The 12,519-nt window shown below is 66.0% G+C and carries 14 protein-coding genes; 3 read left to right on the top strand and 11 right to left on the bottom strand.

Annotated features, from left to right (window positions below; translation table 11 throughout):
- Positions 1-62: 62 nt before the first annotated feature.
- Entirely contained in the window at positions 63-1,046 is a 984-nt protein-coding gene (locus tag JKF87_RS08170) for a helix-turn-helix transcriptional regulator (protein WP_307417668.1), read from the bottom strand.
- Positions 1,047-1,138: 92 nt separating this feature from the next.
- On the opposite strand from JKF87_RS08170, the gene JKF87_RS08165 reads away from it, so the two are divergent.
- Entirely contained in the window at positions 1,139-1,363 is a 225-nt protein-coding gene (locus tag JKF87_RS08165; protein ID WP_201099288.1) for a hypothetical protein, read from the top strand.
- A 2-nt stretch (positions 1,364-1,365) separates the two neighbouring features.
- On the opposite strand, the gene JKF87_RS08160 is transcribed toward JKF87_RS08165, so the two are convergent.
- The 10 genes from JKF87_RS08160 to JKF87_RS08115 all read right to left on the bottom strand — a co-directional run bounded on the left by JKF87_RS08160 (position 1,366) and on the right by JKF87_RS08115 (position 9,071).
- Complete coding sequence (locus JKF87_RS08160; RefSeq protein ID WP_236261209.1) at positions 1,366-2,421, bottom strand: acyltransferase family protein; 1,056 nt, start codon at positions 2,419-2,421, stop codon at positions 1,366-1,368.
- Between the two features lie 75 nt (positions 2,422-2,496).
- Positions 2,497-2,937: a hypothetical protein gene (locus JKF87_RS08155; protein WP_201099283.1), complete on the bottom strand. Its 441-nt coding sequence runs from the start codon at positions 2,935-2,937 to the stop codon at positions 2,497-2,499.
- Positions 2,937-4,358, bottom strand: coding sequence for an NAD(P)(+) transhydrogenase (Re/Si-specific) subunit beta (locus tag JKF87_RS08150; protein ID WP_201099281.1), 1,422 nt, complete (start codon positions 4,356-4,358; stop codon positions 2,937-2,939). Before JKF87_RS08150 ends, JKF87_RS08155 begins: the two co-directional genes overlap by 1 nt.
- 13 nt (positions 4,359-4,371) lie before the next feature.
- Positions 4,372-4,638 (bottom strand): hypothetical protein, encoded by a 267-nt coding sequence (locus JKF87_RS08145; protein ID WP_201099279.1) that lies wholly within the window; start codon positions 4,636-4,638, stop codon positions 4,372-4,374.
- On the bottom strand, positions 4,635-4,973 hold the full coding sequence (locus JKF87_RS08140; protein ID WP_201099277.1) for an NAD(P) transhydrogenase subunit alpha: 339 nt from the start codon (positions 4,971-4,973) through the stop codon (positions 4,635-4,637). The genes JKF87_RS08145 and JKF87_RS08140 overlap by 4 nt, the downstream gene beginning before the upstream one ends.
- Positions 4,974-4,975: 2 nt before the next feature.
- Complete coding sequence (locus JKF87_RS08135; protein ID WP_201099275.1) at positions 4,976-5,218, bottom strand: hypothetical protein; 243 nt, start codon at positions 5,216-5,218, stop codon at positions 4,976-4,978.
- On the bottom strand, positions 5,215-5,481 hold the full coding sequence (locus JKF87_RS08130; RefSeq protein WP_201099273.1) for a hypothetical protein: 267 nt from the start codon (positions 5,479-5,481) through the stop codon (positions 5,215-5,217). The genes JKF87_RS08135 and JKF87_RS08130 overlap by 4 nt, the downstream gene beginning before the upstream one ends.
- A gap of 11 nt (positions 5,482-5,492) precedes the next feature.
- A complete protein-coding gene (locus tag JKF87_RS08125; RefSeq protein WP_201099271.1) occupies positions 5,493-6,626 on the bottom strand; it encodes a Re/Si-specific NAD(P)(+) transhydrogenase subunit alpha in 1,134 nt (377 codons plus the stop codon).
- Between the two features lie 128 nt (positions 6,627-6,754).
- Entirely contained in the window at positions 6,755-7,024 is a 270-nt protein-coding gene (locus JKF87_RS08120) for an aa3-type cytochrome c oxidase subunit IV (protein WP_201099262.1), read from the bottom strand.
- A 241-nt stretch (positions 7,025-7,265) separates the two neighbouring features.
- A complete protein-coding gene (locus JKF87_RS08115; RefSeq protein ID WP_201099260.1) occupies positions 7,266-9,071 on the bottom strand; it encodes a M3 family oligoendopeptidase in 1,806 nt (601 codons plus the stop codon).
- Positions 9,072-9,174: 103 nt separating this feature from the next.
- On the opposite strand from JKF87_RS08115, the gene JKF87_RS08110 reads away from it, so the two are divergent.
- Together JKF87_RS08110 and JKF87_RS08105 are read left to right on the top strand one after the other, a co-directional pair.
- Positions 9,175-10,956, top strand: a complete 1,782-nt coding sequence (locus JKF87_RS08110) for a DUF4153 domain-containing protein (protein WP_307417673.1) — start codon at positions 9,175-9,177, stop codon at positions 10,954-10,956.
- A 109-nt stretch (positions 10,957-11,065) separates the two neighbouring features.
- Positions 11,066-12,517: a sigma-54-dependent transcriptional regulator gene (locus JKF87_RS08105; protein ID WP_201099256.1), complete on the top strand. Its 1,452-nt coding sequence runs from the start codon at positions 11,066-11,068 to the stop codon at positions 12,515-12,517.
- Positions 12,518-12,519 lie beyond the last annotated feature (2 nt).

Below are 12,519 nucleotides of genomic sequence, written 5' to 3'. Positions count from 1 at the left end.
TGTTCAGCAAGCTGCCAGCATAGATCGGCAAGCCCCGGTGTCAGCTTACCTTTCTGTCACGCTCAGGCCTGTTGCAGAGCGCGCCCCGCCGCCGCCAGTTCCTCGGCCATGACGGCTTTCAGTCGATCCGGCGACAGGATCACCGCCTGCTGGCCCCATGTAAACAGATGCCAGGCCAGTTCGCGCATCCCCGACGCGCGGAACCGCACGATGACGGCGCCGTCAGCCTGATCCTCCAACGTCTGGGTCGGGTGCCAGCGCCAGCCCCGCGCCTCGTCCGCACCTTCTGGGGCGATGCGGATGGCGACATCCTCGATCTCGTCCTGATAGATGCCGAAGGACTGGCTGGCGAAGACGCCCAGATCGAAATCGGCGGGCGGTACGGCGACGCCGTCCTGCGGCGCGACGCTGCTCATCCGGTCCAGTCGGAAGGTCTGGATGCGGCCCGTCTCGCGGTCGGCGGCGACCAGATAGTTGGCGCGCCCGAACATGACGCCACACGGGGCCACGGATCGCCTGCGCGGCTCTGCGCCCGGTCGGGAATAGGTGAAGCCCAGCGGCTGCTGCGCCAGAACCGCCCCACGAATGGCGGTCAGCATGGCTTCGTCAGCATGGGGACGCGGCCCGGCCTGCACGGCGATGGTCTCGGCGCGGACCAGAGCCTCCAGGTCCGGCGCCATCCGGTTCAGCGTCGTGGACCGCATCGCCGCCTTCAGCTTGCGCTCCAGCCCCTCCAGCGCCGCCGCGCGCGCCGGTTCGCCCGCCGCGCGCAGGGCCGACGCCGACTTGGTCAGTTCCAGCATTTCGGTCGCGGTCGGCACCTGTTCAAAGGCGGACAGCCCCCCGCGGATGCGCCACCGCTTGGACGGCGGATCCGACACCTCCTCCACCTGCGGGAACAGCATCAGCACAGCGTCACGCATCCGTTCGGCGGTGCGGCGGCCCACGCTCATATCCCGCGCCATCTCGTCCAGGGTCAGGCCCTCAGCGCTGGCGGCCATGCGCCGCGCCAGTTCGATCACCATGGCCGCCTTGTCGTGTCTCACTGCCGCTCCCGCTCGATACGTCCGTTTCTGGCGCAATGCTGTCTCATAACACCATCATCGACAAGAGGCGAACCGCTTCAGGAGATCAACACATGGCCCGCTTCCAACCCGCCCACGCTATCAACGCCAGCCGCTATCTGATCGTCCCGTGCGAGGCCGATGGATCGTCCGATCTGGCGGTCATCTGGGATCGTCTGGAGGAGCAGGTGGTGGACGTCATCTCCGCCGCCGCCAGCAGCCGCTATTCGGACGAGGACGCCCTATGGGACGAAGGGCGCGCGCTGCCGGTCGAGACCGAATGGCGGATGGCGGCCTGACGTCAGGCCGTCTTCGGCTTGGTCCAGCGGTCGATCATCCGCTGGGCTGGTTGCTCGACCAGTCGATGCGCGAACACCGCCACCACGACGATGAAGCCGAACATGGCGATGGCGAACAGGTCGTTCAGCCAGACCGAGCCGAAATCAATCCGGCGCTCTGGCACCCAGTTCAGTTTTCTGGCCACGATCATCATGACGGTCAGAATGAACATATGGACCATGTAGATGGCGAACGACCACCGTCCCAGGGTGACCAGCGCCGGATGATCCAACAGGCGTGACAGGGCCCCGTCCTCGCCGGAAAAGACCCAGACCAGGGCCACGAACACCAGGGTCACCGCCACCGTAACCGGTCCCTGCGCATAGCCGATGAAGACACAGGCGGCGACGACAGCGGCGATCTCCAGTCCGGTCGCGGCCATCCCCTTCAGCCGCGAAATCTTGGTCAAAATCCCCTGCAGCAGACAGCCCAGGAAGAAGCCATAAACCGCCCTTGGCACAGCGAAGTCGTAGGTCGTGTTCATGAATCGCTTGGCGCACGTCAGGACCAGCACCCCGCCTATGATCGCCAGCACCAGCCCGATCCAGCGGAACCGCTTGGGCGCCGCCAGCACCAGGGCCGCGAAGATCAGATAGCAGGCGACCTCGGCGCTCAGGGTCCAGGCCGGACCATTCCAGGTCAGATACGGATGCACATGCCAGGCCTGGATAAGCAGCAGATTGGTGAAGATCGCCTCCACCGACCGATCACGTGTGAAGGCCGAGGCGGAATCCACGTGGAAAAACAGTCGCGCCAGCTCCAACGCGATGAAGGCGCCCAGCATCAGCACGTGCAGCGGCCATACCCGACCCAGACGCCGCACCATGAACCGCCCGGCGTCGCGCCCCGTCTTCAGCCGCCCGGCATAGGCATGGGCGATGACGAAGCCCGACAGGACAAAGAAATAGTCGACGAACAGATACGAGTGCTGGATGAAACCCCAGTCTCGCCAATGGCTGGCCACCGGCATGTGGAACATCACCACCAGAATGGCGCAGACGCCCCGTAGGGAGTCCAAGGCTTCAAATCGGCGCGGCGCTGCTGTGTTCACAGACACGTGATAACGGGTCTGAAAGCCCTGCGATAGGGGTCTTTAGGGCGTGGGCGAAACGGCGTCGGCGCGCGCCTGCAAGATCCGCCACTGGCCGTCGCGGAAATGGAATCGGGCGCCGCCCCGCCAGGGAACTTGAGACAGAGGATGGGTCGTCATCCCGCCGCCTGTGACCTCATAGACGCCGTCCGCCCGCAGAGGCGTTGCAGCAGACTTGACCGTGAACCCGGCGGGCGTCTCGCCATAGACGATCCGGGTCAACCTCACGCACCGCGGCCCTTCCGCCGCGATGGACCAGAGGGGCGTGTAGGCGTCGCCCGACTTCTCATAGACGGCCAGATCACGCACGCAGGCGCGCCGCCCTTGGTCGAAGGTCACTTCCGGCCGGTCCAACCCGCCCGATACGGTCAGGTTCAGCATGGCCGAACAGGCGGACAGGGACAGAACGCCGGTCAGGGCGGCGGCGCCTGTCCAATCTCGCATCACAGCGACTTCACGATCCCTTCGACCATCTTCTTGGCGTCGGCGAACAGCATCATGGTGTTGTCGCGGAAGAACAGTTCGTTCTCCACGCCCGCATAGCCCGAGCCCATGCCGCGCTTGATGAACAGGACGGTGCCGGCCTTTTCGACATCCAGGATCGGCATGCCGTAGATGGCGCTGGTCGGGTCGGTCTTGGCCGCCGGATTGGTGACGTCATTGGCGCCGATGACGAAGGCGACGTCGGCGGTGGCGAACTCGGCGTTGATGTCCTCCAGCTCGAACACCTCGTCATAGGGGACGTTGGCCTCGGCCAGCAGGACGTTCATGTGCCCCGGCATCCGGCCCGCGACGGGGTGGATGGCGTATTTCACCTCGACGCCCTCTTCCTTCAGCTTGTCGGCCATTTCACGAAGCGCGTGCTGGGCCTGGGCCACCGCCATGCCGTAGCCCGGCACGATGATGACCTTGGAGGCGTTCTTCATGATGAAGGCTGCGTCCTCGGCCGAGCCCTGTTTGACCGGGCGCGTCTCCTTGGCCCCACCGGGACCGGCGGCCGCATCGCCGCCGCCGAACCCGCCCAGGATGACCGAGATGAAGCTGCGGTTCATGCCCTTGCACATGATGTAGCTGAGGATGGCGCCCGACGATCCGACCAACGCGCCGGTAATGATCAAGGCGATGTTCTCCAGCGTGAAGCCCAGGGCCGCCGCCGCCCAGCCCGAGTAGGAGTTCAGCATCGACACCACGACGGGCATGTCGGCGCCGCCAATGGGGATGATCAGGGTCGCGCCCAGGATCAGGGCGATCAGAAAGACGCCCCAGAAGGCCCAGGTCGCCGCGCCGTTTGTGCCGATCAGAATGCCGATCAGGAAGACCAGCCCCAGCGCCAGACCGATGTTGATCAGATGGCGGGCAGGCAGCAGGATCGGCGCGCCGCTCATGTTGCCGTTCAGCTTGGCGAAGGCGATCACCGAGCCGGTGAAGGTGATGGCGCCGATGGCCACGCCCAGGCTCAGTTCGATAATCGACAGGGTCTTGATCCCCGCGCCGTCCGCCGACAGGATTCCAAAGGCCTCAGGTGCATAGATGGCGCCGATGGCGACCAGACAGGCGGCCATGCCGACCAGACTGTGGAAGGCGGCGACCAGTTGCGGCATGTCGGTCATGGCGACCCGCTTGGCGATCAGCGCCCCCGCCCCGCCGCCAACGATGACACCGCCCGCGATCAGGCCCAGCGTCACGGGATCCAGCGCGCCGGTCGCACCCAGCGTCAGCAGGGTCACGCCGATGGCCAGGGCCATGCCGATCATGCCAAAGGTGTTGCCCTGACGGCTGGTCTCGGGGCTGGACAGCCCCCGCAGCGACAAGATGAACAAAACCCCGGAAACCAGATAGGCCAGTGCGGCCAAAGATGCGTTCATCACGCCCCTCCCCCTAAGACGTGCGCGCCAGCCGCCACAGGGCGGCGGCGATGAACAAGGGCCCGATGAAGAACAGGGCCCATTCGAAAACTCCCAGCGGTCGGTCCTGCGTGACCACGCGGACCAGAATGGCCGAGAAGACCAGTGCGATGCCGCAGTCATGCAGCCGCTGGCGTTTCAGCGGGATCTGCGTCCCGAACCAGCCGTAAAGCCACAGGCCGAAACCGATGCCTGTGCCGACCCACGAGCCGACGATGGCGATCTGGGCGGCGTCCGTCACGTTGTGACCTTGGGCGCGGCGGGCCGCTCCTTCTTCTTGTACATGGCCAGCATCCGCCGCGTGACCATGAAGCCGCCGAAGATGTTGACGCTGGCCAGGGTCACGGCGACCACGCCCGCCCCCTTGGCGATCCAGGCGCTGGGGCCGGACACATCACCCGAAACGGCGGCGGCGGCGATCAGACCGCCGACGATGATGACGCTGGAAATCGCATTGGTCACCGCCATCAGCGGCGTGTGCAGCGCAGGCGTCACTGACCAGACGACATAATAACCGACGAAGATGGCCAAGACGAAGATGGCCAGGCGGAAGACGGTGGGATCGACGTGTTCCATGGTCAGACTTTCTCTCCCTGAAGCCGCTCATCAATACTCAGCAACACCAACAGAACACCGCCTTGCACGATCGTGCTGGCGAAGGTCGCGAATGTCGAAATCCAGAACTGGCCTGATGATCCTACAAGGGTGAAGTCCGACCTCACAAACAGTTCATAGACGCTGACGACCGACGAAAGAGGACCGAACAGCATCAGGATCACGGCCGCCCATCGAAGGGCTTTGCGCAGGATAGGACCGATCATCCTCTCACTCCCTCACGCATCACGCCGCCATCGTCGCCCGGCGAGTTTGCGCCTTCCGCAGACGAGGTTTGGCTTTCCAGTTGTTCAACACGCCTAGTCAGTTTGAGGGTGATGCGTGCAAGGGCCGCCAGGATCAGGAACGGCGTCAGAAGCAGAACCGACTGCGCCTCTATGCCAGGGCGCCAGACCACCATTGCGGCGACGACCAGCGTCATGGCCAAGCTGAGCCCGAAGTAAGCCTTAAGCTCGGTGGCCGTCCTCATTCGCTCCACCTTCATCCCCTGACGCCCTCATGCACTACGGCCCCGCCGTGGGTGACAACCGACGCCTTGAGGATTTCGTCCTCCAGATCGACACTCAGCGCCCCGTCCTTGATCAACAGACCAATGAAGGCGAACAGGTTGCGGGCGTAGAGGGCGCTGGCGTCGGCGGCGATGCGGCCCGGCAGATTGGCCCAGCCGACGATGCTGACGCCGTTCGGGGTGACGACGACCTCGTTCAGTTTCGAGCCTTCGACATTGCCGCCCGCCTCGACCGCCAGATCGACGATGACGGAGCCGGGCTTCATCGAGGCGACGTGTTCGGCGGTCAGCAGGATGGGCGCGGCCCGGCCGGGGATCAGGGCCGTCGTGATGACGATGTCCTGTTTGACGATGTGGCTTGCGGTCAGTTCGGCCTGCAGGGCGCGGTATTCCGCCGACATCTCCTTGGCGTAGCCGCCTGCCGTCTGGGCGTTCTTGAACTCTTCGTTCTCGACGGCCAGGAATTTGGCGCCCAGGGATTCCACCTGCTCCTTGGTGGCGGGGCGCACGTCGGTGGCGGTGACAACCGCGCCCAGACGCCGCGCCGTGGCGATGGCCTGAAGGCCCGCGACGCCGACGCCCATGATGAAGGTCTTGGCGGCGGCGACGGTGCCGGCCGCCGTCATCATCATCGGGAAGCCCTTGCCATAGGCGTAGGCCGCCTCGATCACCGCGCGATAACCGGCCAGGTTGGCCTGTGACGACAGCACATCCATGACCTGGGCACGGGTGATGCGGGGCACGAACTCCATCGCAAAGGCCGTGGCGCCCGCGCCGCGCAGGGCCTCGACCGTATCCTTCTCGCGATAGGCGTCCAGCATGGCCAGAACGATGGCGCCAGGTTTCAGGGCGCTGGTTTCCTGGGCCGTGGGACCGCGCACCTTCAGAACGATGTCGGCGCCGTCCAGCACCGCGCGGGTGTCCGGCTTCACCACCGCGCCAGCGGCGACGTATTCGGCGTCAGGAATGGAGGAGCCCAGCCCCGTCCCGGCCTCGACCGTCACGGTCGCACCGAGGCCGATCAGCTTTTTGACGGTTTCAGGCGTGACGGCGCAGCGCGTCTCACCTTCACGGCGTTCCCGGGTAACGGCGATAGCGACAGCCAAGCGAATCCCCTCGTTCTTATCCTTGAACGAAGGTTAGGCCGTCAGAGCCCGCGCCGTCAAAGCACGGTTATGCCAAAGCTTTGGGAGATCAGCAGATTCCCGACCCTGGTTTCACAGGATCAGGGCAATCAGTGAGCAGCGCCGGGCTTGGACTTCAGGGCGAAGAAGCCGGCGACCGCCAGAACCGCCGCGCCGATGAAGGCAGCGCCGAAGCTGCCGCCCGGATGGAACCACAGGGTCAGCGCCAGGATCAGCACTGCGATCGACAGTGAGCCCCACTTGGCCAGAACGATGAACAGGTCGAAAGTCGACGCCTGTTCCGTGATCTGCATCGATCCCCTTTGATAGTCGTGCGCGTCGGCGTGGGCTTCGGCGGCGGGGGTGTGCGAGTCGGCCATGGATCTTCCCTAGTCGGTCTTTCAGCGACTTATACCGAGGCACACGGTTCGCTCAAGCCCGGGAATGTGAACACGCGGTCGCGGTCCGTCCTCCAGCCCCCATTATCACCCTACCCGTCATCCTCGGGCTTGACCCGAGGATCGGAGGAGCCGCCGCATTGCGTCTCTCTCGAAAGCACAAACCGCTGAACGCCTGATCCTCGGGTCAAGCCCGAGGATGACGGAAATAGGACGGCAAAGATTACGTCAGTTGCTCAAACTGATCGACCAGACGCTCCAGCCGCTTGCAGCCTACGCTCCAGAAGGCCGGGTCGCGCGGATTGAGGCCGAACGGCTTCAGCGCCTCGACATAGGTCCGCGCCCCGCCGCCCGCGAGCAGTTCGCGGTACAGGGGCGTAAAGCCCGTCGGATCGGCCCGGCGCGCCTCCATCAGGGCCGCGACCAGCAGGTCCCCGAACGCATAGGCATAGACGTAGAAGGGCGAATGGACGAAGTGGCTGACATAGCTCCACCAGTGCTCATAGCCGGGGTTCAGCGCGACAGACGGCCCCAGCGAGGCGCCCATCTCCTCCAGCCAGATTTCGTTGATCCGCTGCTGCGGCACTTCGCCCTTCAGCCGCTCGTCGTGGAAGCGGGTCTCGAAACGGTGGAAGGCGATCTGGCGCACCACGGTGTTCAGCCCGTCCTCGATCCGCCCGGCCAGCAGACCACGCTGCTCCGACTTGGGCGCCGTGGCCAGCAGACGGTCGAAGGTCAGCCCCTCGGCGAAGATCGAGGCGGTTTCGGCCAGGGTCAGAGGCGTGTCGGCCAGCAGGGTGCCCTGGTCCGCCGCCAAGGTCTGGTGGACGCCGTGGCCCAGTTCATGCGCCAGCGTCAGGACATCGCGGCGCTCGCCCATCCAGTTCAGGAAGACGTAAGGGTGGCGGTCCGCCGTCACCGGGTGGGCGTAGGCGCCGGACTGCTTGCCCGCCCGCGCCCGGCCATCGATCCACGGCTTGTCAAAGAAGCCTGAGGCGCGCTGGGCGAAGTCGCCGCCCAGGTCGGAGAAGCTGTCCAGCACGATTTCGCGGCCTTGCAGCCAGGTGAAGGCGCGCGGGGCGGTGGTTTCGATGGGGGCGTTGCGGTCCCAGTGGTCCAGTCGGGTCTTGCCCATCGCCTTGGCCTTCAGGGCGTAATAGCGATGCGACAGACGCGGATAGGCCTCGGCGACCGCATCGGCCATGGCGTCCACGGCCTCGCCGTCCACTTCATTGGCCAGATGGCGGCTGTCGGCGGGACGTTTGAAGCCGCGCCAGCGGTCCTCCATCGCCTTGTCCGCGGCGACGGTGTTCAGCACCAGGGCCAGGGTCGGGGCGCGGGCGGCCAGGGCGTCGGACAGGCCTTCGGCGGCGGCGCGTCGACGGGCGGGCTTGGCGTCCGACAGACGGTTCAGGGACTCAGCCAGGGTCAGGCTTTCGGCGCCCGCCCCGCGTCTGCCGACCTGAGCGCGCAGGGCGGCCAGCTGCTCGTCGAACAGGCGCGGCCATTGGGCGGTGATCGGCCCGCGTTCGGCGATATAGGTTTCAAGCTCGGTCGACAGTTCGTGCGGCTTCATCGCCCGTACCCGCCGCAGCCAGGGCCGCCAGCGCGACGCGGCAACGTCAGCGGTCAGGGCCGCCTCCAGCTCGGCGTCGTCGATGGCGTTGATCTCCAGCGTCAGCCAGACGGTGGGGGTGGCGATGGCGGTGATCTTCTCACGCACATCCGCCTCGAACCCCTGTGCGCCCGCATCATCGCGCGCCGTCGAGGCCGACAGGAAGGCGTAGGCGCCCAGCGCGCCCAGAACATCCGACGACTGTTCATACAGACGGATCGCCCGGTCTAGCAGCCCGCCCAGAGCCTGAGCATCGGCACGCGCGGCGACGAGCTTGCCCTGCAGGCTGTTCAACTCGTCCACCAGTCCGCGCGCCTTCGTCAGATCAACGCCGATCTTGGCGTCGTCGCGCGAGGCGTAGAGGTCGGTCAGGTCCCAGAGGGGGGCGTCTGTCGGCTTGAAGTGTGCATTCATGGGGCGTGTTGTGGGCAAGCCGATCCGATGGCGCAACCTTCGCCCGTCCTTTCCAGCACCTATTGTCCATGCAATCCTTGCTGCAACCGCAAGGAGACGCCCGGTGACCGAGACGACGCAGGACACGGCTCATGACACCGGACGCGCCGGATTAAGGGGCGAGAACCGCCTGTTTGCAGCACGTGTCGGGATCGGCCTGATCCAGGGTCTTCTGCTCTATGGGCTGTATCGCGCAGCGGACGGCAAGGTCTGGCCATCCACCGACCCGGCCTTGTTCGGCGGGCTGGCGCTGGCCATCGGCTTTGCCCCCGTGGCGGCCCTGGCGGGCGTGGGGCGGTTGAGATGGCCGGTGCTGGCGATCTGGATCGGCGTGGCGGCGCTGACGCTGTTCCTGCTGGGCTGTCACGACGTCGCGCGCAGGGTGCTGGCCCCTTACGATCAGGCGCCCTTCCTGAAGTTCCCGGTCATGGCCTTTTCCGCCGCCGCCCTGTTCATCGCCCATCACCTGCTGACGCCTGCGGTGCGCGCCCGGCGCTGGGTGGTCGATTATCATCAGTATTTCGACGTCGCCTGGAAGGCGGGCGTGCAGTTGGCCCTGTCACTGGGCTTCACCGGCGCCTTCTGGATCCTGCTGCAACTCGGCGAGGCCCTGTTTGATCTGATCGGGTTGAAGTTTCTGACCGAACTGGTGCGCTCGGCCTGGTTCGCCCTGCCCGTCACCTGCACCGCCTTCGCGATTGCGGTTCAATTGACCGATGTGCGCGACGGTCTGATCAGAGGCGTGCGGACCGTGGCCCTGATGCTGTTGTCCTGGCTGCTGCTGGTCATCACGGTGTTGACGGCTGGCTTTCTGGCCGCCCTGCCCTTCACAGGTCTGGAGCCCCTGTGGGCGACACGCAGCGCCACGGCGATGATCCTGGCGGCGGCGGCGGCCCTGATCATCCTGATCAACACGGCCTATCAGGATGGAGAGGCGGACAATCTGCCGCCGCTGGTTCTGCGGATCGCGACGCGGGTCGCGTCGGTTCTGGTCGCGCCGCTGGTGGTTCTGGCCATCTGGGGTCTGAGCCTGCGGATCGGCCAGCACGGCCTGACGCCGGACCGGATCATCGCCGCCGCCTGCGCCCTGGTCGGCGTGGTCTATGCGGGCGGCTATCTGTTCGCCGCCGTACGGCCCGGCGCCTGGATGAAGCCGCTGGAGCGCACCAATGTCGCCGCCGCCGTCCTGTCGGTTCTGGTCATCCTGGCCCTGTTCAGCCCCCTTCTGGACCCGACGCGCCTGTCGGTGGCGGATCAGGTGGCGCGGCTGGAGCGCGGCAAGGTCAAGGCCGCCGACTTCGACTACAGCTTCCTGCGCTTCGACAGCGGCAAGGCGGGACGGGCGGCTCTGGACGGATTGATCAGCTCGAAGGATGCGGAAACAGCGCGTCTTGCGCGAGAGACCAAGGCGTCGGATGTCCGACCCGCCTATTCCCCTGACGAAAAGCGGGACATGGCCCGGCAGGTTAAGATCGAGCCGGTCGCAGGCCAGACCCTGCCGCCCAACTTCATGGCCCAGATCAAAGGCGAGCCTGATCTTGCATTCAACTGCCACAACGACGAGGCCTGCGTCCTGCGCATGACCGATTTGAACGGCGATGGTCGTCAGGATGTTCTGCTGGCCAGCAGGACGGCGATCCTGGCCTTTACGGCAGGCGAGGACGGAAGGTGGAATCTGCAGGCCCGATACAATGCGACCTGCGGCAATACGGCATCCACCGACCTGAGGGCGGCATTGCGGACGGGCGTCGAAACCGCGCCCGTGCCCCTGCCCGATCTGATCGTCAACGGCCGAAGACTGCAACTCTGGCAAGAGGTGCGCTGCGACACGAAGGGCGCGCGTTAACGGGTCGCACACCACGCCGGACAACGCGATTTTCACCTCGACGCCCTAGAAATCGTCCCGAAACGGGCCATCCGCCAAGGCTGGCCGCAAGGATGATGAAGGGCTGAACATGGCCAAGACCGTTCTGGTCGTCGATGACGATCCGACCCAGCGCCGACTGCTGCAGGCCGTGCTGGAGCGGGACGGCTATGCCGTGGTGCACGCCGTCAACGGCGGCGAGGCCATCGACCGCATGACCAAGGGCGGCGGCGCCGACGTCATCCTGCTGGACATGATCATGCCGGAGATGTCGGGCATGGAGTGTCTGGCCGAAATGCGCAGCGCAGGCGTCACCACGCCGGTCATCGTGCTGACCGCCAACGGCGGCATCGACACCGTGGTCAAGGCCATGCAGGCGGGCGCCCAGGACTTCTTCGTCAAGCCGGTCAGCCCGGAACGGCTTCTGATCGGGGTGCGCAACGCCCTGCAGCTGACGCAGCTGACGGCCGAGGTCGGACGCCTGACCAAGCGCGCCCTGGGCCGGGCCAGTTTCGATGACATCGTCGGCGACGGCCCCGCCATGCGGATGGTCAAGGCGCTGGGTGCGCGGGCGGCCAAGTCCTCCATCCCCGTCCTGATCACCGGCGAAAGCGGCGTGGGCAAGGAAGTCATCGCCCGCGCCCTGCACGGCGCCAGCGACCGCGCCGGCAAGCCGTTCGTTGCGGTCAACTGCGGCGCCCTGCCCGCTAACCTGGCCGAGTCGATTCTGTTCGGTCATGAGAAGGGCGCCTTCACCGGGGCGCACGAAAAAACCTTGGGCAAGTTCCGCGAGGCGGACGGCGGCACCCTGTTCCTGGACGAGATTGGCGAACTGCCGCTGGACCTTCAGGTCAAGCTGCTGCGCGCCCTGCAGGAAAGCGAGATCGACCCCGTCGGCGGCAAGCGTCCGGTCAAGATCGACGTCCGCATCGTCTCGGCGACTAATCGCGATCCCGGCCAGCAGGTAAAGGACGGCGCCTTCCGCGAAGACCTGTTCTATCGCCTGAACGTGTTTCCCATCGAGGCCCCGTCCCTGCGTGAGCGGCGCGAGGACATTCCGGCCCTGATCGACCATTTCATCGCCCGCTTCAATGCCGAGGAAGGCAAGCGCATCGTCGGCTGCGCGCCAGAAACCCTGGCCATGCTGCAGGCCCACGACTGGCCCGGCAATGTGCGCCAGCTTGAGAACGCCGTGTTCCGCGCCATCGTCCTGGCTGACGCGCCCTTCCTGCAGCCGCACGACTTCCCCGCTATCTCCGGCGTCGCCGCCCCGATGCCGGACAGCGCGCCGTCGGCGGCGGCGGTCGCGTCTGTGGCCCACAGCGACCTGGCCGCCCTGCCCGACCAGCCGATCCGCATTCTGGACGACCGCGGCCACCTGCGCACGCTGGAGGAGATCGAACGCGACCTGATCCAGCACGCCATCGAGGTCTATGCCGGCCATATGAGCGAGATCGCCCGCCGCCTCGGCATCGGCCGCTCGACCCTGTACCGCAAGGTCCGCGAACAGGGGCTGGAGGAGCAGTTGAAGGAAGCGGGCTAGGC

It is taken from the genome of Brevundimonas nasdae (assembly GCF_016654005.1).
In the GTDB taxonomy this organism is placed as follows: Bacteria; Pseudomonadota; Alphaproteobacteria; order Caulobacterales; family Caulobacteraceae; genus Brevundimonas; species Brevundimonas nasdae.
The sequence above is the reverse complement of the archived record's forward strand: the minus strand, read 5'-3'. Positions and strand labels throughout refer to the sequence as shown.